At 65.7% G+C, this 21,413-nt stretch carries 19 protein-coding genes; 9 read left to right on the top strand and 10 right to left on the bottom strand.

Annotation, left to right across the window (positions count from 1 at the left end; translation table 11 throughout):
* Positions 1–68 precede the first annotated feature (68 nt).
* From HD883_RS20985 to HD883_RS20955, 7 genes are all read left to right on the top strand, one after another.
* Positions 69–1,709 carry a benzoate-CoA ligase family protein gene (locus HD883_RS20985; RefSeq protein WP_179588946.1) on the top strand — a complete coding sequence of 547 codons (1,641 nt, stop codon included), beginning with the start codon at positions 69–71 and terminating at the stop codon, positions 1,707–1,709.
* Positions 1,706–2,518, top strand: a complete 813-nt coding sequence (locus HD883_RS20980) for an alpha/beta fold hydrolase (RefSeq protein WP_179588945.1) — start codon at positions 1,706–1,708, stop codon at positions 2,516–2,518. The genes HD883_RS20985 and HD883_RS20980 overlap by 4 nt, the downstream gene beginning before the upstream one ends.
* Before the next feature lie 21 nt (positions 2,519–2,539).
* Positions 2,540–3,709: an ABC transporter substrate-binding protein gene (locus tag HD883_RS20975; protein ID WP_179588944.1), complete on the top strand. Its 1,170-nt coding sequence runs from the start codon at positions 2,540–2,542 to the stop codon at positions 3,707–3,709.
* A gap of 130 nt (positions 3,710–3,839) precedes the next feature.
* A complete protein-coding gene (locus HD883_RS20970) occupies positions 3,840–4,721 on the top strand; it encodes a branched-chain amino acid ABC transporter permease (RefSeq protein WP_179588943.1) in 882 nt (293 codons plus the stop codon).
* 130 nt (positions 4,722–4,851) lie between these two features.
* Entirely contained in the window at positions 4,852–5,772 is a 921-nt protein-coding gene (locus HD883_RS20965) for a branched-chain amino acid ABC transporter permease (protein ID WP_257022634.1), read from the top strand.
* Entirely contained in the window at positions 5,769–6,602 is an 834-nt protein-coding gene (locus HD883_RS20960; protein ID WP_179588941.1) for an ABC transporter ATP-binding protein, read from the top strand. Before HD883_RS20965 ends, HD883_RS20960 begins: the two co-directional genes overlap by 4 nt.
* A gap of 14 nt (positions 6,603–6,616) precedes the next feature.
* A complete protein-coding gene (locus HD883_RS20955; protein WP_179588940.1) occupies positions 6,617–7,411 on the top strand; it encodes an ABC transporter ATP-binding protein in 795 nt (264 codons plus the stop codon).
* A gap of 83 nt (positions 7,412–7,494) precedes the next feature.
* On the opposite strand, the gene HD883_RS20950 is transcribed toward HD883_RS20955, so the two are convergent.
* From HD883_RS20950 to HD883_RS20915, 8 genes are all read right to left on the bottom strand, one after another.
* Complete coding sequence (locus tag HD883_RS20950; protein WP_179588939.1) at positions 7,495–8,151, bottom strand: hypothetical protein; 657 nt, start codon at positions 8,149–8,151, stop codon at positions 7,495–7,497.
* Positions 8,152–8,206: 55 nt separating this feature from the next.
* Complete coding sequence (locus tag HD883_RS20945) at positions 8,207–10,090, bottom strand: S8 family serine peptidase (protein ID WP_179588938.1); 1,884 nt, start codon at positions 10,088–10,090, stop codon at positions 8,207–8,209.
* Between the two features lie 275 nt (positions 10,091–10,365).
* Positions 10,366–11,091 (bottom strand): hypothetical protein, encoded by a 726-nt coding sequence (locus HD883_RS20940; RefSeq protein WP_179588937.1) that lies wholly within the window; start codon positions 11,089–11,091, stop codon positions 10,366–10,368.
* A 15-nt stretch (positions 11,092–11,106) separates the two neighbouring features.
* On the bottom strand, positions 11,107–12,963 hold the full coding sequence (locus HD883_RS20935) for a S8 family serine peptidase (protein WP_179588936.1): 1,857 nt from the start codon (positions 12,961–12,963) through the stop codon (positions 11,107–11,109).
* A 175-nt stretch (positions 12,964–13,138) separates the two neighbouring features.
* Positions 13,139–14,344, bottom strand: coding sequence for a mandelate racemase/muconate lactonizing enzyme family protein (locus tag HD883_RS20930; protein WP_179588935.1), 1,206 nt, complete (start codon positions 14,342–14,344; stop codon positions 13,139–13,141).
* Positions 14,337–15,014 (bottom strand): RraA family protein, encoded by a 678-nt coding sequence (locus HD883_RS20925; protein WP_179588934.1) that lies wholly within the window; start codon positions 15,012–15,014, stop codon positions 14,337–14,339. Before HD883_RS20925 ends, HD883_RS20930 begins: the two co-directional genes overlap by 8 nt.
* An 11-nt stretch (positions 15,015–15,025) precedes the next feature.
* Positions 15,026–15,814, bottom strand: coding sequence for an SDR family oxidoreductase (locus HD883_RS20920; RefSeq protein WP_179588933.1), 789 nt, complete (start codon positions 15,812–15,814; stop codon positions 15,026–15,028).
* A 4-nt stretch (positions 15,815–15,818) separates the two neighbouring features.
* Positions 15,819–16,739, bottom strand: coding sequence for a Bug family tripartite tricarboxylate transporter substrate binding protein (locus HD883_RS20915; protein WP_179588932.1), 921 nt, complete (start codon positions 16,737–16,739; stop codon positions 15,819–15,821).
* A 234-nt stretch (positions 16,740–16,973) separates the two neighbouring features.
* On the opposite strand from HD883_RS20915, the gene HD883_RS20910 reads away from it, so the two are divergent.
* Complete coding sequence (locus HD883_RS20910) at positions 16,974–17,858, top strand: LysR substrate-binding domain-containing protein (protein WP_179588931.1); 885 nt, start codon at positions 16,974–16,976, stop codon at positions 17,856–17,858.
* Positions 17,859–17,977: 119 nt separating this feature from the next.
* Here the strand turns inward: HD883_RS20910 and HD883_RS20905 are convergent, their stop codons facing one another.
* The gene (locus tag HD883_RS20905; RefSeq protein WP_179588930.1) at positions 17,978–18,883 is read right to left on the bottom strand and encodes a Bug family tripartite tricarboxylate transporter substrate binding protein; all 906 of its coding nucleotides are present in this window, start codon (positions 18,881–18,883) and stop codon (positions 17,978–17,980) included.
* A 137-nt stretch (positions 18,884–19,020) separates the two neighbouring features.
* Complete coding sequence (locus tag HD883_RS20900; RefSeq protein ID WP_179588929.1) at positions 19,021–20,373, bottom strand: FAD-dependent oxidoreductase; 1,353 nt, start codon at positions 20,371–20,373, stop codon at positions 19,021–19,023.
* Between the two features lie 125 nt (positions 20,374–20,498).
* Between HD883_RS20900 and HD883_RS20895 the strand changes: the two genes are divergently transcribed.
* Positions 20,499–21,410: a LysR family transcriptional regulator gene (locus tag HD883_RS20895; protein ID WP_179588928.1), complete on the top strand. Its 912-nt coding sequence runs from the start codon at positions 20,499–20,501 to the stop codon at positions 21,408–21,410.
* Positions 21,411–21,413: the final 3 nt, after the last annotated feature.

The raw sequence follows: 21,413 nt of genomic DNA, 5'->3' as shown, positions 1-21,413 counted from the left end.
AGCCGCCCACCCGACTTTTACCTACTGATCCCACGCGCGAAGGCAGCCAACAGAGCCGCCCACGCGCCATGCAGGAGACCATCGTGACGATCACCCCACCCAGCAGCGACCTCAACTTCGCCAGCTACCTGTTAGACCTGAATGCCGGGCGCGGCGACAAGCTGGCGTTCATCGACGACACCCGCCGCCTGACCTATGGCCAGTTGGGCGATCGCATTCGTCAGTTCGCCGGCGTGTTGCGGGACCTGGGCGTACGCCGCGAAGAACGTGTGCTGCTGCTGATGCACGACACCATCGACTGGCCCGTGGTGTTCCTGGGTTCGCTGTATGCCGGGGTGGTGCCCGTAGCCGTCAATACGCTGCTGACCGCCGACGACTACGCCTACATCCTGGCGCACAGCCGGTCGCGCGCCGCCTTCGTGTCGGGCGCGCTGCTGGATACGCTCAAGCAGGCGATGGCATCGGGCCCGAACCAGGTCGAACACATCGTGGTGTCGCAACCGGTTGCGGACAACAACGTTGCGGAAAGCAACGTTGCCGATAACAACCGATCCGTCCCGGCCCTGCATGAATTTGAAGCCAGCATGGCCGCCGCCGCGCCGCGGGCGCAGGCTGCTCGCACCCTGGCGGACGAGATCGCATTCTGGCTGTATTCGTCCGGGTCCACCGGCCGCCCCAAGGGCGTGGTGCACAGCCACTGCAATCTTTGGTACACCGCCGAACTCTATGCCAAGCCCGTCCTCGGCATCACGGAAAACGACATTACCTTCTCGGCCGCCAAGCTGTTCTTTGCGTATGGCCTGGGCAATGGCCTGACCTTTCCGCTGTCGGTCGGCGCCACGTCGGTGCTGATGGCCGAGCGCCCCACACCCGCAGCCACCTACGCACGCATTGTCGACCACCAGCCCACCATCTTTTTTGGCGTGCCCACGTTGTACGCCAGCATGCTTGCGCACACCGCGATCCCGGCGCGCAGCGATGTGGCCCTGCGTGTCTGTGCGTCGGCCGGCGAAGCCCTGCCGCAAGACATCGGCGATCGATTCACCCAGCACTTCGGTTGCGAAATCCTGGACGGCATCGGGTCCACCGAAATGCTGCACATCTTCCTGTCCAACCACAGCGGCAAGGTGCGCTACGGCACCACCGGCCTGCCGGTGCAAGGCTATGAAGTGGAACTGCGCGACGAAAACGGCAAGCCGGTGGGCGACGGCGAAATCGGCGACCTGTACATCCGGGGTCCCAGCGCCGCCGTCATGTACTGGAACAACCGCGAAAAGACGCGCCAGACCTTTCTGGGCGACTGGCTGAAAAGCGGCGACAAATATCAACGCGACGCCGACGGCTACTACACCTACGCCGGCCGCAGCGACGACATGCTCAAGGTCAGCGGCCTGTATGTCTCGCCCGTGGAAGTCGAAAACGTGCTGTCGCAACATCCGGCCGTGCTCGAAGCCGCGGTGGTCGGACTGACCGACAGCGATGGCCTGGTCAAGACCAAGGCGTACGTGGTGCTGTGCCAGGGCAATGAGCCGTCGGTGGCCATGCAGGAAACGCTCAAGCAATTCGTGAAGGCGCATCTGGCGCCGTTCAAGTACCCGCGCTACATCGAATTCGTGGACGACCTGCCCAAGACGGCGACCGGCAAGATCCAGCGCTTCAAGCTGCGCCAGGCGCAGGAAGCGGTTGCCCATCCCGGAGCCGCGGCGTGAGTGCGCCGTCGTCGTTCGTCGACATCCGGCACGGCGATCGCGACTACCGCATCGAATACCGGTGGGTCCATGGCGAGCGCGTCAACGCGCCTGTCATCGTGTTCCTGCATGAAGGGCTCGGCTCGGTATCGATGTGGAAGGACTGGCCATCCGAAGTGTGCAGCGCGCTCGGCATGCGCGGCCTGGTGTTCTCGCGCTACGGCTATGGCAAGTCGACACCCCGTCCCGATGCCGAACGCTGGACGCCCGAGTTCCTGTTCGAGCAGGCGCGCGATGCCCTGCCCGCCGTGCTGCGCGGGGTCGGCATCGACGCCAAGCGCGACCGGCCGGTGATCCTGGGCCATAGCGATGGCGCATCGATCGGCCTGATCTACGCGGCGCTGTATCCGGATTCGCTGTCGTCGCTGATCGTGCTGGCGCCGCATGTCATGGTCGAAGACGTGGCCATCCAGAGCATTGCCGCCGCCCGCGAAGCGTATCTGAACACCGACCTGCCCCGCCGCCTGGCCCGCTATCACGCGTCGCCCGATTCGGCCTTCTGGGGCTGGAACGACGTGTGGCTGTCGCCGGCCTTTCGCGCATGGAGCATCGAAAGCCTGTTGCCGCGCATTACCTGCCCCGTGCTGGCGGTGCAGGGGGTCGATGATGAATACGGAACCCTCGACCAAGTGCGCATCATCCGTCGGCGTACCCCGCAAACCCTACTGGCGATCCTTGACGATTGCCGGCATTCTCCCCACAAAGATCAGCCTGTCGAGCTGGCAAAACAACTCAAAGGCTTTCTACAAGCCCAACTGCAGCACACATAAAAGTCACTCAGGAGACACACCATGACTTCGTTGCGCGACAAAGTACTGCAGGCCACCGCCTGCGCCACCCTCAGCCTGATCGCAGTGGGCGCCCAGGCCCAGGAAAAGATCAAGGTCGGCTTCATGCTGCCTTACAGCGGCACCTACGCCGCCCTTGGCACCGCCATCGAAAACGGCTTCAAGCTGTATGTCGAAGAACAAGGCGGCAAGCTGTCGGGCCGCGAAGTGCAGTACTTCAAGGTGGACGACGAATCGGATCCGGCCAAGGCCACGGCCAATGCCGACCGCCTGATCAAGCGCGACAAGGTCGACCTGCTGGTCGGCACGGTGCATTCCGGCGTGGCCATGGCCTTGACCAAGGCCGCCAAAGACAACGACGTGACGCTGATCGTGCCGAATGCCGGCGCCGATGCGATTACCGGCCCGATGTGTGGACCCGGCGTGTTCCGCAGCTCGTTCTCGAACTGGCAGCCCGGCTTTGCAATGGGCAAGGTTGCTGCCGAAAAAGGCAAGAAGACGGCCGTGACCGTGACCTGGAAATACGCAGCCGGTGACGAGTCGGTCGGCGGCTTCAAGGAAGGTTTCGAGAAAGGCGGCGGCAAGGTGCTGCGTGACCTGAACGTGCCCTTCCCCAACGTCGAATTCCAGTCGCTGCTGACCGAAATCGCTTCGCTCAAACCCGACGCGGTCTATGTGTTCTTTGCCGGCGGCGGCGCCGTCAAGTTCGTGCAGGACTACGCGGCCAGCGGCCTGGGCAAGACGTCCACCCTGTATGGCGCGGGCTTCCTGACCGACGGCACGCTGCAGGCCCAGGGCGCCACCGCGCAGGGCCTGTTCACCACGCTGCACTATGCCGACGGCCTGAACACCGCGCGCGACACCTCGTTCCGCACGGCCTACGCCAAGTCCTTCAAGATGCAGCCTGACGTGTACGCAGTGCAGGGCTACGACGCAGCGCAGATGTACGGCGCCGGCCTGAAGGCCGTGAAGGGTGACTTCACCAAGAAGGCCGATCTGCGCTCCGCCATCCGCGTCGCCAAGATCGACAGCCCGCGCGGTCCGTTCAGCCTGTCCAAGGCCGGCAACCCGGTGCAGGACATGTATCTGCGCCAGGTCGACGGCATGGAAAACAAGCTGGTGGGCGTGGCGGTGAAAGGCCTGGTCGATCCGGGCCGCGGCTGCCGCCTCTGATCCTGTAGCACGATCCCTGTAGCACGATCCGCCAGACCTGGCCTGCGCCGCCGCGTGATGTGATGCGCGGCGGCGCGTGCCGGGCCCGACAGCCAGGGTTGCGTTCGCGCGCCCGTGCAATGGACTCACCATGGATGTATCGATCTTTCTGATCCAGTGTCTCAACGCGGTCCAGTACGGACTGCTGCTGTTCCTGGTCGCCAGCGGGCTGACGCTGATCTTCGGCGTCATGGGCGTCATCAATCTCGCGCACGGCAGTTTCTACATGATCGGCGCCTACATGGCGTTCGCGCTGTCCCCGCTCGTCCAGGGCGTGGTGGGCGGTGGCTTCTTCACGACGCTGGTGTTCGGTCTGCTTCTTTCGGCGGTGCTCGGCTATCTGCTCGAGTGGGCCTTCTTCAGTTATCTGTACGACCGGGATCACCTGCAGCAGGTGCTCATGACCTACGGCCTGATCCTGGTATTCGAAGAGCTGCGCAGCATTCTGGTCGGCAACGACGTGCACGGCGTCAAGGTGCCCGACTGGCTGGCCGGCACGGTGCAGCTGGGTGACGTCATGACGTACCCGGTGTACCGGCTCTTCATCTCCGCCGTCTGTATCGGCGTCGCGCTCCTGCTGTACTTCCTGATCGGCCGCACGCGGCTTGGCATGATGGTGCGCGCCGGCGCCAGCAACCGCGAAATGATTACCTCTCTGGGTATCAACATCAAGCGCCTGTACCGCATCGTGTTCGCGGTCGGCGTGGTGCTTGCGGCGCTGGCCGGCATGCTTGCCGCGCCCATGTCGTCGGTGTATCCGGGCATGGGCAACCATGTGCTGATCATCTGCTTCGTGGTGGTGGTGATCGGCGGCATCGGGTCGATCCGCGGCGCTTTCCTGGCCGCGCTTCTGGTGGGCTTCGTCGATACCTTCGGCAAGGTGCTGTTCGCGGAAGCGGCCGGCGTGGCGGTGTATGTGCTCATGGCCGCCATCCTTTTGTACAAACCCGAAGGCTTGTTCAAGCAAGGCTGATTCCATGCAAAACGCAACTACCCACGCCTTGCCCGCGGCCTTGCCGGCGGGCCTGCCACAGACCCGCAGCGGCACGCTGGCACGCGCCGTGCCGCTGGTCGCGGCGCTGGTCCTGCTGGCCGTCTTCCCGATGTTTGGCGACAGCTACTACACCGGCCTCGTCATCAAGATCATGATCTACGCCGTGTTCGCGCTCAGCCTGGAACTGCTGGTGGGGCAGACCGGACTGGTGTGCTTCGGGCATGCCGCATTCTTTGGCATCGCGGCCTATACCGCCGCGCTGCTGACGCCGCAGGCCGGTCCGGTGTCGATCTTTTTCCTGCTGCCGGCCGCGCTGATCGTCACGGCGCTGTATGCGCTGATCACCGGCGCGCTGTCGCTGCGCACCAAAGGCATCTACTTCATCATGGTGACGCTGGCCTTTTCACAGATGGCCTACTTTGTCTTTCACGACACCAAGATCGGGCGCGGCAGCGACGGCATCTATCTGTACTTCAAGCCGCTGGTCGAATTGGGCGGATGGGCGCCCTTCAGCCTGGAAGACGGCAGCACCTTCTACTACTTCGTGCTGGGCGCCCTGGTGCTGACCTACGCCTTCCTGGCCATGCTGCTGAACTCCCGCTTTGGCCGCGCGCTGGCCGGCATCCGCGTCAATGAACAGCGCATGCGGGCCGCCGGCTTTTCCACCTTCCCGTACAAGCTGACCGCCTTTGTGGTGTCGGGCACCCTGGCCGGCCTGGCAGGCTTTCTGTTCGCCCTGAAAGACGGCTTTGTGAATCCGGAATTCCTGTCGTGGCACCAGTCGGGCGCCGTGCTGCTGATGATCATCCTGGGCGGCATGGGCAGCCTGCGGGGCGCGGTGCTGGGCGCCTTCATCTTGACGATGCTGCAGGAAGTCTTCCAGTCGCAGGAAATCTTTGGCGACTTTGCCAGCCACTGGAACCTGAGCCTGGGCCTGGCCATCATCGTGCTGGTCGCGCTGCTGCCCAAGGGCGTGATCGGCCTGCCCGCGCAACTTGGCGCACGCTTCAACAAGGGGACCCGTCCATGACTGACATTCTTGTCCAGGCCGACAACATCACGCGCCGCTTCGGCGGGCTGACGGCCGTCAATGACGTGTCGCTGACCCTGCAACGCGGCCAGGTGCATGCAGTCATCGGCACCAATGGCGCTGGCAAATCGACGCTGGTGCACGTGCTGTCGGGCGAGATCCCGCCCACGTCCGGCACCATCCACCTGGGCGGCCGCGATGTGACGCGCGCCACCCAGCCCGACCGCGCCCGCGCGGGCCTGGGCCGCAGCTATCAACGCACCACCATCTTTCCGCAATTCAGCGTGTTCGAAAATGCGCGGCTGTCGGCGCAGGGCGGTTATCAACGTTTCTGGAACTGGTGGTCGCGCGCATCGACCTGCCCGGATTCGTCGGCGATCGCAGCCGACGCGCTGCGTCTGGCCGGACTGGATGCGGTAGCCGACCGCCCTGCCGGACTGCTGTCCCACGGGCAGAAGCGGCAGCTGGAAATCGCGATGTGCCTGGCGCTGCGGCCCAAGGTGCTGCTGCTGGACGAGCCCCTGGCCGGCATGGGCGCCGAAGAAACCGAACGCATGCTGGCCCTGCTGCATTCGCTGAAAACCGATCACGCGATCCTGCTGGTCGAGCACGACATGGATGCGGTGTTCCGCGTGTCGGACGTGATCACGGTCATGGTGAACGGCAGCGTGATCGCCAAGGGCGCACCCGAAGCGATCCGCGCCGATCCGCTGGTGCAGACGGCCTATCTGGGCGAGACGCATGCCGAGGCGGGGGCGGAACCGTCAGCTTTTGCGGTGTCTTCCGCCGCCGGTCATGCCGCGCCGGTTCAACCCTCTTCAGTGCACTGATCATGACAGCAACAATGACCGCTCCCGCGTCCGCAGCCGTTTCCGCCACCGCGGCGGGCCGCGACACCGCGCCCCCGACGGCAGCCGCCGCGGCCACCACGCCGGCGCTGATCCAGGCCCAGAACCTGCATGTGCACTACGGCGCGAGCCACGTGCTGCGCGGCATCGACCTGGCGATCGCACCGGGCGAATCCATCGGCCTGCTCGGCCGCAACGGCATGGGCAAGACCACGCTGATCCGCACCTTGATGGGCCACCTGCGCGCCACCGAAGGCAAGGTCCACATCCGTGCCCGCGACTGCACCCGCACGCCGCCCTACGGCATCGCGCAGCAGGGCATCGCCTACGTGCCCGAAGGCCGGGGCATCTTCCCGAACCTGAGCGTGCGCGAGAACCTGCTGGTGGCGGCCCGCGCCGGCGTCAACGGCCAACGCGCCTGGACCTACGACCGTGTGCTGCAAGTCTTTCCGCGCTTGAGCGAGCGGCTCGGCAACGGCGGCAATCAGCTGTCGGGTGGCGAGCAGCAGATGCTGGCGATCGGCCGAGCACTGATGACCAACCCCGACCTGATCATCCTGGATGAAGCCACCGAGGGCCTGGCGCCGCTGATCGTCGCCGACATCTGGCGCATCATCGGCGAGATCCGCAAGACCGGCATTTCGTCATTGATTGTGGATCGCAACTATCGCAGCGTGCTCGAGCACACCGATCGCTGCGTGGTGATGGAAAAAGGCCAGTGGGTGTTCCAGGGCGACTCACGGTCCATCGCGTCGCAGCCGGATGTGCTGACGCGGCATCTGGGGGTATAGGAAGCGTCCGCGTCAGGGCGCCAGGGCGCAGCCACGGACGCCGCGCGACGATAGCGTGCGCTGGCGGCCTGGTTTGTATCGCATCACCGGGGCGTCTTGAACGCCTGGATCACTTCCGGTTCGACGCGGATCGCGGCTTGCCCGCCCCCTTGTCCACTTCCCTGTTGCGACTCGATGGCCGTCTTGGCCGCCAGCGCCGCTGCCGGGCTGGGATAGACCAGCATCGCCATCGACGCAGCGGCGATCAGGCTGTCCACCGCGCCGCCCGTGCTGCTTGCCACGGAGGCAGCCTGCGCAGTCGACACGCCAAACAGCTTCAGGTGATTCGAGACCAGCACCGGACTGCCCGTGCGCCGGTTCACGGCGACAAGATAGTCGGAAGTTGGGGAGGAGGACGGCGCCGATTGCGGTGCTACCGCGCCGCTCGCGGCGGCGGTCGATCCTGTCGCCGGCAAGGTAATCGTGTAGTCACCGATCGTGCCCACCGTCACGGCCCCTGCAGTCCCTGCTGCTGAACCCGCCGCGCGCGCTGCCGGATCCGCGCTGCCCCGTTCCGCCCGCGCGCGCGTCACCACCTGATAAGGCGTGCCGCCCACCGTAAAACTGGCGCCATCGGCCGAGCCGATCAGCGTCGCGTCGGCCGCTTCCGCAACCGTGGAAAAGGATGCCCCTGCCATTGCCGTCACCGCCGTCACCATCGACAACAGCAAGCCATTCACGGTCCTTGAAACGAAAGTCATGATGACGCTCCTGTCAGATCATGCAGGGTAAAAATGTGCGTGTGCGCCAGGTTCATCACCGCCCCGTCACCCGCAAGGACCACGACACCAGCTGGCTGGGACTCGTGCCCGACGCCGCCGTCACGTCCACCACCTCCAGCCGCCAGGTGCCCTGCGCGTTTTCATCCAGGAAGGCATTGGTCAGCATGCGGTCCGACCCGAAACCTGCCGTGGTCGATCCGGTCAGCGGCCGGATGCCACTGAACGGCCACACCAGGATGCTGCGCGTGCCGCTGGGCGAAATCAGCGCCACCCGCAGATTTGCCGGCCGGCGATGCGTCGTGTTGAACGCCACCTGCACGCTTTCCACCGTCAGGCTCGCGCCCACCGAAATCGGCAGGCTGCCCGCCGTGCCCGCGCCATCCCGAAAGGGAATTGGCACCGGGGTGGCCGGCGCTGCCGTCTGCCAGTCGATCTGCCGGCGCGGCGCCAACGGCGTGAAGGACCGCGCCGCCGCGACCGCCGCCTGCGCGTCGACCACCCCGAACCCGTACGAATTGCTGAACGCCCGCCGCGCCCCATTCACGACCCACCCGTCGTACACCGCCACGCCCTGGAACTGCACCGGTGTGCCCGGATAATCGATGCGACGCGCCGTAGTGGCCAGCAGGTACTGCACTTCCCGCTGCGACAGCTGCGGATTCACCTGCAGCATCAGCGCCGCCACCCCGGCCACGGTCGGCGCCGCGGCAGACGTCCCGTTGAAGATGGCCGTGTAGTTGCACGACGGATCCAGGGGCGACGGCCCGACCAGATCCAGCGGATTGGCCGGCGTGCCCACCGTACGGTGGTAGCCCTTATCGCAACCGGAATAATCGGTGGTCAGCAATGCCGGCTGGTAGGCCACGTCGGCCTGGCCTGGCGCCTGCGCCCGGTTTTCGCCAAATTCACCGCCCAGCCCCATCACCGCCAGCGACGCACCCTGCGACGAATACGATGCCCGCCGGCCCGCAGCGTTGACCGACCCCACCACCGTCATCGACACCAGATTGCTTGACGTTTCCAGATTGGTATTGCCGCAGCTCACACCCAGGCGCTGCGCCACGCTGCAATCCACGCCATCGATCGAAAAGAAACCATTGCCGGCCGACTTGACGTAAATGCCGCCCCGCCCGACCCGTGACGACGCCATCACCTGCTCGCGCGCGGCCAGTTCATCGGCCGACACCACCGCGACTTCGGACAGATCCTCGCCATAACTCAGGTTGAACACCTGCACCGGCGCCGCCTGCGCCGCACCGCCAAATGACGCCAATTCGTTGGCCAGCGTCGGCGCAACCAGGAAATTGAAGCCGTGCAACACCGCTTCAGGCGCCACGCCGCGGCCGCCCAGCCCGTTCCAGGCCCGCGCCGCCACCACGCCCGCCACCGACGTGCCATGGTCGCCGCCCGTGCTGGCCGACGTCGGGTCACCCGACCCATTGCGGAAATTGATCGACCCGCCAATCGCCACATTGGCCTGCAGGTCTTCATGGCGGATGTCGAGCCCGGTGTCCAGCACCGCCACACTCACCCCCGTCCCACGCACGCCCGAGTCATACAGCGTGCCCAGGTTCAGGTCCACGCCCGCCACCGGCCGTGTGGATGACAGCGCGTCCTGCCCCGTGTTGAGCAAGTGCCACTGATAGCGCGCCAGCGGATCCTCGGCCACCACCGACGGCACCACCGGCAACGTGACCGGTGGCAAGGTCCCGGGCGGCGTCGTCGTCGCCGCGGCCGTCTCGTCCCCGCCGCCCCCACCGCCGCATCCCGCCAGCAGCAGGGCGGCGATCAGTGCCGACAGCGCCGGGGCGTGTGAAAGGCGATGCGCGTAAGGAAGGCGCAGCGCGTCGGGCAGCGCCGGCGCACAGGGCAGGCCGGACGATCCCTGGTCGGCCGCGTCGAATCGAACATGCATCATCACCTGCCCCCGTCACGCACGCCGTCATGGCAGCGCACTGTCAACCCGCAACAGCGCGGGCGTTCCCAGATATTCCGCGTGCGCGGTGACGCTGGCAAGCGCGGCAGGAAAAGACTTGTGTAACGAGTCGCGAATGCGGGGATCGTGACGTGTCATGGACGGGTCATGGACAGGTCCTGGCACACTTTGGGAGCCGTCCATGCTGGGCGGCGGAGCACGGAGTGCAGTCAGCACCACGCGTGACCGCACGGCATCCCGCCCGGCCAGGCCGATGCCTACCTGGGCGTCATGAACGCCTGGATGACTTCCGGTTCCGCCTGCGCGCCACCCCCGCCGCCCTGGATGGCCTCCAGCGCCACCAGGGCCGCCGCCGGGCTCGCGTACAGCAGCACCGCCATCGACGCAGCAGACACGGCAATCTCGACACTGCCGCCAGTCTGGCGGGCCACCGACGCCGCCTGGTCGGCCGACACCTTGAACAGCTTCAGCCGGCGGGACACCAGCGCCGGGCCGCCTGTGCGCCGATTCACGGCAACCGCGTACTCGGACGATGCCGCCGACTGCGTGACATAACCGTTCGTGCCGCCGAGGGTGATGCGGTAGTTGCCGATACGGCCGACCACGGCAGCGGGCGCCCCGATTGCGTCCCGGGTAACCAGGCCGTTGCCGGTGCTGCCGCCGCCAGAGCCGCTGCCGCCGTCGGAACCGCTGCCGACGCTGCCACTGCCGGTATGGCCACTGCCAGCACTGCCACCGCCGGCAGCCGCATTCGGCACCGCACGCGCCGCTGTCACCACCTGATAAGGCGTGCTGCCAATGCTGAACGCGGGGCCGTCGGCTGCACTCAGCAAGACGGCGTCGGACGCCATGGCGGAAGCGGGCGACAGCGCCAGCGGCAATACCCACAGCGCCGCGGGCAAGACCGAGGCCGCCGCCACGATGACCGCGCGCAACGAAGCAGGCAACAAAGCAGGCAACAAAGAAAGGGGATGATTCGTCATGATGATCGCTCCTGATTAACGGCCGGCAATACGCAGCGACCAATGGGTGAACTGCGACGTGCTCGTTCCCGAAGGCGCCGACACATCGACCACCTCCAGCCGCCACGTGCCCTGCGCCTTCTCATCCAGGAAAGCGTTCGACCGCATCAGATCCGACCCAAAGCCCGCCACCGTCGTCCCAGCCAACGGCTTGAGCCCGCTGAACGGCCACACCAGAATGCTGCGTGTCCCGCTCGGCGAAATCAGCGTCACCCGCAGCTTCGCCGGGTCACGGTGAGTCGTGCTGAACGACACCTGCACGGTTTCCACCGTCAGCGGATCGTTGACCGCAATCGGGATGCTGCCGCGGGTGCCCGCGCCATCGCGATACGGAATCGCCTCGGGCGACGCAGGACGCGCTTCCAGCCAGTTCGACCGGCGCGGCGCGGACAGTCCACTGCCACGACGCGCCGCCTCAACCGCCGCCCCGGCATCAACCAACCCGAACCCGAAGGTATTGCTGAACGCCCGATTGGCGCCGTTCACCACCCACGCGTCATCGATGGCCACGCCTTCAAACTTCACCGGCGTGCCCGGGTAATCGACGCGGCGCGCCGTGGTGGCCAGGATGTATTGCACTTCGCGCTGGGTCAGGGCGGGATTCACCTGCAACATCATCGCCACCACGCCGGAGACGGACGGCGCTGCTGCCGACGTGCCGTAGAAGATTGCCGTGTAGTTGCAAGACGGGTCGAGCGGCGACGGCCCCACAACGTCCAGCGCATTGATCGACCTTCCAATATTCCGGTGATAGCCTTTGTCGCAGCCCGACAGATCCGTCGTCAACACGGCCGGCTGGTACATGATTTCCTGCGCGCCTGGCGCCTGATTGCGATGCGCGCCAGCCTCGCCTCCCAAGCCTGCCACCAGCACGGATGCGCCCGGTGTCGAGTAGGACGAGCGCTTGCCCGCGGCATTGACTGCGCCCACGACCGTGATCGCCGAAAGATTGAAGACCGTCTCGAAGTTGCTGTTCGCGCAGCCCACACCGTAACGTTGAGCCAGCGAGCAATCCACGTTGGCCATCTCCAGGAAGCTGTTGCCTGCCGACTTGACGTAAATGCCACCGCGGTTGGACCGGGTCGACGCAAAGAATTGATCGAGCGTCTGAATATCGTTGGCGGAAATCGGGGCAATATCCAGGGTTTCGGCCCCAAAGCTGAGGTTGAACACCTGGGTCGCGGCAGTCAGCGGCGAGACCCCCAAGGCCAGGGCCAGGTTGGTCGCATTCTGCGCCGCCATGAAATTGAAGCCCTGCAGCCGGGCTTCCGGCGCCACGCCCCGCCCGCCAACGCCGTTCCAGCCGCGCGCTGCCACGATGCCGGCTACCGCCGTGCCGTGATCCGGATCCGACTTGCCCGGCGTAGGATCGCCAGAGTTGTTCAGGAAATTGATGGACGCGCCCGCAACCACGTTGGCTTGCAGATCTTCATGGCGGATGTCCAGCCCGCTATCCACGATGGCCACCCGGACGCCCGTGCCCCGCACCCCCGCCGCATGCAGCCCGCCAACGTTGAGGTCAACCCCAGGCACGGGCCGCGTCGACGACAACGCGTCCTGACCGGAATTTGCCAGATGCCATTGATAAGGGAACAAAGGGTCGGTCAGCGTCGTGACCGGTGGCGTGACGGGTGTGGGATCCGGCGTGGTGACCGGTGTCGTCACCGGCGGGGTGACCGGGCCCGTGACTGGCGCCGTGGCGGGCGGCGACGCCGCACTCGGGCTGTCGCCCCCTCCCCCGCCGCCGCACCCGGTCGCCACCAGCGCCGCCATCACTGCCACGGCCAGCGCCGCAGCATCCCGCCGGAGTCCCTGCCTGCCTGTGTCTGTCATCGTCAAGTCCTCTGTCCGCGGGCCGCTTGCAGGGCCCGGTAGTCACCCGCAACATGCGGGCAACGTCGGATGGTGCTCAGAGGACATCAACCCAACCAGTTCGTAGTCCACACAATTGCCTAACGGGATGCCTTGCCGATCCACGCACGCGTGACCAAGACGACAACGAAAATTCCTAACGCAACGATGACAACCCAGCGATATCCACGGCAATCCCAATGCCCGGCCGATCCGTCAACGTCAGCCGCCCATCAATCACGTCCGGGAAATCGGGCGCCGACAAGGTCCGCAGCGGATTCACGTTCACGTCCAGCTCCAGCCTGCCATCCCCCCCCACCGCCGCAAGCACATGCGCCGCGTGGGCCGCGCCGACATACGTGCCGAACGAATGCGGGCAGTAACGCAGACCGTGCGCCAAGGCAGCCCGGGCCAACGGCACCACGCCACTGACGCCGCCCCACTTCCCCAGGTCGGGCTGGATGACGCCCAGCCAGTCGAACGCCGCCTCGAACCGCGATCGCGACAACAGGTTCTCGCCAGCGGCCAGGGGATGGCGGGTGCGCGCGGCAAGCCTGTGCCAGGCATCGTCGGCCACCTCGGGGCCCACCGGCTCTTCGATCCATTCCAGCGGACAGCCCGCCAGCGCATCGAACGCCCGCTCGGCCGCAGCGACGTCCCATCCGCAATTGGCATCAATCATCATGTGCTCGCCGGCCGCCAGGTCCCTGCCTTGCCGCCGCAAATGGCCCAAGGTCGCCGCGTCGTCAAAGCCGGCCTTGAACTTGAACGCGCGAAACCCGGCCTGGCGCAGGGTGTCCATTGCAGCCGGGTCAAGGTCAGGCCGGATGCCGCTGGCGTAGGTCGCCATCGTCGCGCCGGTCCCGCCAAGTAAGCGATACAGGGGCAGGCCGCTGCGCGTCGCCGCAAGATCCCACAGTGCGCAGTCGATGCCCGCAATGACCTGCGACACCGGACCCGGCTCGCCTGCCAGCCGTTCGATCGGCAGCATGGCGGCGTGCAGCTGTTGCGAGACATGATCGATGCGCCGGACGCGTTGACCGATCAGCAGGGGCGCCGCAATGTGGGTCAGCAAGTCGTACCGATGCCCCGCGCCAAAGGCCGGCATGCCAGTCCAGATCTCGCCCCAACCGACCTGGCCATCCGTGTCTTCGATCGACACCAACAGACAGCTTCGTTCGGTGACCCACCCGAACGAAGAGCGGATGGGCGGCACGACCGGCGCGTCGAACCGGTAGGCCTTGACGTCCTGGATGACGACATCGACCGAGTGGTCGGTCAATGACGCCCCACCCCGATCCGCCTCATCCTGCCGTCCTCGCAGGGCAAAGCCGGCCGCGTCTGCCCGCCCGGCCTCAGACATGCCCGTACGTCTCCAGCGCCTGGGCGAGGCTCAGCCCATTGGCCAGGTCGGTGCGTATCTTCGCTTCCTGCGCCGTCAACCGTTCCGCTTCGTTCAGTACCTGCTCCACGTACTCGCCCGGAATGGCGATGACGCCGTCGTCGTCACCCAAAATAAAGTCGCCCGGCGACACGCTCACTTGCGGCCGCGTCGCGCCGGCGATCCACACCGGCTCTTGCCATCCCGTCACCTTCCAGCGGCCGATCGACTGCACCGGGGTGCGATAGGCCGCAAACACCGGGAAGCCCAGCTTCTTGAGCCAATGAATGTCGCGGATGCCGCCGTCCACCAGCGCCCCGACACTGCCACGCTCGCGCATGCCCAGCGCAATTAATTCGCCGAAGTAGCAGATGCCGTGGCCGTCACCGCTCCAGACGCTGACCTCGCCTTCGGCAATGGCGTGGCACGCCGTCATCTTATTGGCGTCACCGCCCTGCGGTCCCGGCGCCATCTGTCCGCGCAGCGTGAATGCCCAGCCGGCCAGACGTGGCCCGCCCGTGAAAGGCTTGAAGTGCGGAGCAAGACCCTGGTCGAAGATGCCCATCGAGTCCAGTACGTCGGCAACGTTGGCGGTGTCGATGACCGAAAATCGTTGGCGAATGGCGTTCTTTTTTTCTTGTGTGTGGGTCATGAAAGTGCTCTTCAGAAAATGCTTGGGATCAGGCCGCCATCGACCCGCAACACGGTGCCGGTGATGTAGCTTGCGCGCGTGCTTGCCAGGAAGGTGACCGCATCCGCGTATTCGCGGGGATCGCCGTAGCGGCCGACAGGGATCGATGCCACGCTGGCAGCCGATACGTCTTCGACCGCCTTGCCCTGCTTCGACGCCTTGATGGCATCGAGCGACGCGACACGTTGCGTGGCGATCCGGCCGGGCACCACGACGTTGACGGTAATGCCGTCCAGGGCGACCTCGCGCGCCAGCGTTTTGGACCATCCCAGCAACGCGATACGCAAGGTGTTCGACACACCCAAGGTATCGATGGGGGCGATCACGCCCGACGACGCGCTGGTCAGGATGCGTCCCCACCGCCGCGTTTTCATGTCGGGCAACACGGCGTTGGTCAGCGCAACCAACGAGACGACCATGGCATTGAAGTGCTGCTGCCATGCTTCGATACCGACGTCGGCCAGCGGCGACGGAGGGGGACCGCCGGAATTGTTGAAGAGGATGTCGATGGGGCCGAGCTGTTCGTTGACGCGCGCCACCTTGCCTGGCATGTCGGCCAGCCCGTTCAGATCCCACTGCAAGGCAATGGCGTTGCCGCCCTGCGCCTGGATGCGTGCAACGGTGCGCAAGGCAGCCGCCTCGTCGATATCGGCGACCGCAACGCGCGCGCCTTCATGGGCCAGCGAGACCGCCACTGCGCCACCGATACCGCCCCCACCGCCCATGACAAGGGCGACCTTGTCCTTGATACCGAGATCCATGCTGCTACTCCTGTTGAAGGGCTTTCGATTGAGCGACCGTCTTTTCCCACAGGGCGGCTTCGGCGCGCCAGAAGGCTTCGAAGCTTGGCGCCGAGGCATCGCCTGGCAACAGCCCTGCGGTGTGCAGCTTGCGCGCCATGTCGCGATTCGCCAGCACCTTGCCGATCGCCGATGACAAGGTCGCAATGCGGTCGGGTGCGACGCCACGCGGCACGAACGCACCTGCCCAGGTCGTGATGACGAACCGGGGTACGCCCGACTCCGCCACGGTCGGAAGCGTGGGCACCAGCTTGAAGCGCGATGCACCCGTCATGGCGATGCGCTTGGCACGGCCTGAACTGACGACCGGTTCCGTCGACGCCACGGTTTCGAACAACAGGTCGGCATTGCCGGACGCAACGGCCAGCGCGGCCGCTGGACTGGTGTTGAAAGGCACGGTGTAGATGTCGACCCCGGCCTGCTGCTTGAACAGCTCGATCGCCACATGCGACGCACTGCCCACAGCGGCATAGGCCGCGGTCAGCTTGCCCGGCGATTTGCGCGCGGCGTCCAGCAACGCACCGACCGACTCCAGGCCTTCACCAGACCGCACGATCAGGCTCATGTCGGTTTGATAGATCTGGCTGACTGCCGAAAAATCATTCAACACCTGCCCTGCCTGCTTCTTGTAGACATGCGGCGTGACGGCCATGGTGCTCGACGGCGCTACCAGCACCGTGTATCCATCGGCCGGGCTCTTCAAGACTTCGCGCACGGCGATCAGTCCGTTGACGCCTGGCTTGTTCTCGACAATGACCGGCTGCTTGAGATCTTCAGTCAGGTATTGCGCCAGCAATCGCGCACCCACGTCGGGCGTCGACCCGGGCGGCGTCGCAATCACCAGCCTGATCGGCCGGTTGGGATACCCGGTGGCAGGCTGAGCCATCGCTGCGCCACACACCACAAACAGACTCCAAAACGCTATCAGTTTTCGCATGTCGTTCCGATTGGTCAAAGGCGACCCGGTGTCGATGTCACGGGTGTGATCGACGGCAGGCATGCAATGAAGTCTAGAGCGCGCGCGATAGGCAGACTAATATTGAATTTCACCTGTGCGATACGAATGTCCTATCGCTGCGATTCACGTGTTGCCTTGGGGACCCCTGTGGAACTGAAAGCCATGCGGCAGTTTCTGGCCGTTGCCGAAGCCCTGAGCTTTCGCAAGGCGGCTGAACGCCTGCACATGTCGCAGCCGCCGCTGAGCGTCGCGATCCGGCAGCTGGAAACCGAGTTGGGTGTTGCCCTGTTCGACCGGCACAGCACCGGGGTGTCGCTGACCCCGGCCGGGTGCACCTACCAGCGTGAATGCCTCCGCCTGGTGACCCTGGCCGAACAGGCCGTTGCCCGGACCCGGGCCGTCGCACAGGGCGGCGCAGGCGAAGTGCGGGTGGGATTCATCAGTTCTGCCATGATCGAGTTCCTGCCGAAGGTGCTGGTGGCGTTCCGGGCGGCGCATTCCGGTGTGCGCCTGAAGCTGGTCGAAGGGATTTCGATCGATGTGGCGCGCATGGTCGAACTGGGGCAGGTCGACGTCGGCCTGCTGTCGCCGCCTGTCACCTTTGCCGCCGCCATGCGCCAGGACGCGCTGCTGTCCGACTGCCTGGTGGCCGTCCTGCCCGTCGACCATCCCCTGGCCGCGTCGCCCCACATTGCGCTGAGCGCGCTCAAGAATGAACCGTTCGTGTCGTTCACGGCGGCGCGGGTGGCGTCCTTCCATCACCGTATCGTGGCGGCATGCATGGAGCAGGGATTCGAACCCGACATCGTCCAAGAAGCCACGCAGGTCTATACGATCCTGTCGCTGGTGGCGGGCGGCATGGGCGTGGCCTTGCTGCCCTCGGCAACCGCGTCGTTGCGGCACCCGGGTGTCGTGCATGTCCCCATCAGCGATGCATCGACGCTGCTGCGCACGCAGATCGACGCCGTGACCCTGGACGGTCCGATAGCGGCCGCCGCGCGGGCCTTTCTTGACGTGGCAAAAGCAGTGGCCGCCTCGGCGGGTTAGGCGGCATAGGCGGCATCATTGGCTTCGATGGCGTCCAGCCACGCGCCGCATCCAGGTCAATCCAGCACGATCCGGTTCGCCTCGATCACCGGCTTCCATCGCGCATATTCCTTGTCCATCTATACCTTGAATTCTTCCGGCGTGCTGGCCACGACATCCATCATCTGCTGACCCAGCAACGTCCGCGTGGCCGGATCGTTGAGTACCGCAACGATCTCGTCATGCAGCCGCCTGGCGATCGGCGCGGGCAGGCCGGCCGGGGCCACGATGCCCATCCACGCGCCGGCGTCGATGTCGGACATGCCTTGCTCGCTCAGCGTCGGGATGTCGGGCAGCAAGGCGGATCGTTTGGCGGTGCTGGCGCCGATCACGCGCAGCTTGCCCGCCTTGACTTGCGGCAGCACGGCCAGCGCGGGCAGCACCGCCATGTCGACGTCGCTCGAGATCATGGCCATGACGGCCTGGCTTGATCCGGGGTATGGCACGTGCACGATACGGGTGCCGCTGCGGGCGGCAAGCAGTTCCATCGTCAGGTGCGAGAGCGAACCGTTGCCGATGGACGCATAGTTGTACTTGCCGGGCTGACGCTTGAGCTCCGCAACCAGTTCGGACAGGTTGCGCGCGGTCAGTCCATTGCGCACGACGAGCAGGCTGGTCTGGTTGACGGCGACCGAGATGGGCAGCAGATCGCGCACCGGGTCATACGGCATGGACTTGTACAGCATGCGGTTGTTGACGAGCGGCCCGGGCACGCTGACGCCGATCGTGTAGCCATCGGGCGCTGCCTTCGCGACCGTGTTGGTGCCGATCATGCCGGCGCCACCGCCTTCGTTCTTTACGACCACGGCCTTGCCGAGCCGCTTGCCCAGCCCTTCGGCCAGCACGCGCGCCAGGGTGTCTGGCGTGGATGCCGGAGCGAAAGGGGTAATCAGCGTGATGGGGCGCGCGGGCCAGTCTTCGGCGTGGGCCGATGGGGTCAGCGCGACAGTCAATGCGAGCGCGGCCAGACGGACAAACATGTTCATGAATGGTCTCCTTCGATATTGTTTTGGGTGCGGTTCCGCAAGTGCATGACGAGCTTCGGCACGCCGTGACACGGGGTATTGCGCAGATGCGCAGGGGACCTGCGCCGGATCCTTTTGAGAGTGAAGTTCCGCAGCAATCAGCCCAGGAACGCACCGTCCTGCTGCAAGGTGCGCTGCAAGACCGCCACGTCGATATCGCGCACGCGCACACCTTGGCTGTGTGCCTGCGCGGCCGCCGTGCCAGCCGCCTGGCCCATCACGAAACACGCGCCGGACACCCGCGCGGCGGACTGCCCCATGTGGGTCATCGAAGCGCAGCGGCCCGCGACCAGCAGGTTGTCGACGACCTGCGGCACGATCATGCGGTAGGGCAATTGGTTGTAGCCGCGCACTTTCGGTATGTCGGGAAACTTGAAGACAACGTCACCGGCCACATGCGCTTCGATCGGCCAGCCATTGACGCCGATGCTGTCGTCGAAACCCACGCACTGCAGCACATCGTCTTCGGTCAGCTGGTAGCCGCCAACAATGCGGCGGGTTTCGCGCACGCCCACCTGCGGCGCAATTTCAAGGATGTAGGCGTTTTCGAAACCGGGCGCCGTGCTGCGCAGGAATTCAAAGAAATCGACGATCTGCCGGCGGCCTTCCATCTCGGCCCAGCTCAGTTGTTCCGCATTCGTGCAGTCGACGGCGGACCCATCCGGCATGGCCAGCTGCGTGACGTTCGCGCGCCATTCCATCGGATTCTTTTGCGGCCGGATGATGGGCGTCTTGCGGGGAAACACGCGGCCCTTGGCGATCGCTTCATCCATCCATCGGCCAAAGTGATTCCAGGCGTCGCCAGCACGCACGGGGTCCACGCCGTTCACCCGGAACATGGTTGAGGGATACAACATGTCGTGGCCGCCCTCGCCTTTTTCGAAGGGTGCGCCGGCCAGGGCCGCCATGTCGCCGTCGCCCGAGCAGTCGATGTAGGTACGCGCGGTGACGGCCAGGCGGCCCGACTTGGTCTCGATCAGCAGCGCGTCAATCTCGCTGGGTGATCGCATGATCACTCCCACGGCTCGCGCATGGAACAGGACGGCCGCGCCGCTTTCCTGCACCAGCTGATCGGCCGCAACCTTGAAGGCGGCGTTGTCGTAGGCCTGCGCGGCGATCTTGCCCTGGAACATGACGTGCGGTTCGCTCAGCCCGCCCAGTGCCCGCATGCGCGACAGCAGCGTGTCGGCGTCGCCATGCACGACCTGCTGGATATCGCCGAACACGTTGGCGTGCAAGCCGCAGAAGTTGGTGACGCCCGCGGCGGTGCCCATGCCACCCAGGAAGCCGTAGTGCTCGATCAGCAAGGTGCGTTGGCCGGCGCGTGCCGCCGACGCAGCGGCGGTCATGCCGGCCGGACCGCCGCCCAGCACCACCACGTCGTAGTCACCGAACAAAGGGGTCTTGCGGGCGGGCTCGTCGATCTCGCGGCGGGTGGGGGATGTGGACATGCAATGACTCCAGACAGTAGCGGCCAGGTGCCGCGTTGGGGTCATTCTATCTACGCCAGGCGGCAAGCAATTGCTCTATATTGCGAGACCATCTATCGCGATTCTGAACAGATCAAGGCGCCGTCATGGACACGTTGGGCAACCTCAGGGCGTTTCTTGCCACCGTCAAACTCGGCAACTTTTCGGAAGCGGCGCGTGAGCTGAGTGTGGTGCCGTCGGTCGTTGCAAAGCGCATCAATCACCTGGAATGGACGCTGGGCGTCACGCTGTTCCAGCGATCGACCCGCAAGGTGACACTGACCGAGGCCGGCCACCGCTTCCTGCCCAAGGCCAGTGCGTTGCTTGCGCAGTTCGATGGCATCGTGCGCAGCTTCGAGCAGGAAGCCGGCGCGGTCGAAGGGCATGTGCGGCTGAAGGCGCCCACGTCGGTCACAGTGCTGTACCTGGCCGACATGCTGGCGCGATTCAAGAAGGCGTATCCGGCGATCACGCTCGACGTGATGCTGGTGGACCGGTCCGTCAATCCGATCGAAGAAAACTACGACATCGCCATTGGTGGCCGCGCGGGCGCGTACGACGGCGTGACCGATGAACCCCTGTGCCGGTTGCGGCAGGTGCTGTGCGCGTCGCCGGATTACCTTGCCGCGGCCGGCCTGACCGCGAAGGGCATGCCTACGCACCCGCGCGATCTGCTCGACCACCCCTGCCTGGTCTTCAGTCCGACCGGCAACACGTGGCGCTTCGAAGGCACGCGCGGCCCGGTCAGCGTGGACGTACCGGTGGCATTGTCATCGAACGACAATCACATGCTGTACTCGGCCGCCTGCGCCGGCACAGGCATCGCCATCCTGCCGTCCTATGTGGCGCGGCAGGCGGTGCTGACCGGCCTGCTGGTGGAATTGCTGGAAGATTTTGCGCTGCAGTCCACTTGGCTCAAGGCGCAGGTGCCGACCCGCAAGACGGGCTTGCGGCGGGTGCAGGTGCTGCTGGACTGGCTCAGGAACGAGCTGGGACCGGTGCCGCCCTGGGAATCCTAGGCG

This window comes from Pigmentiphaga litoralis, assembly GCF_013408655.1.
GTDB lineage: Bacteria > Pseudomonadota > Gammaproteobacteria > Burkholderiales > Burkholderiaceae_B > Pigmentiphaga > Pigmentiphaga litoralis_A.
The sequence above is the reverse complement of the archived record's forward strand: the minus strand, read 5'-3'. Positions and strand labels throughout refer to the sequence as shown.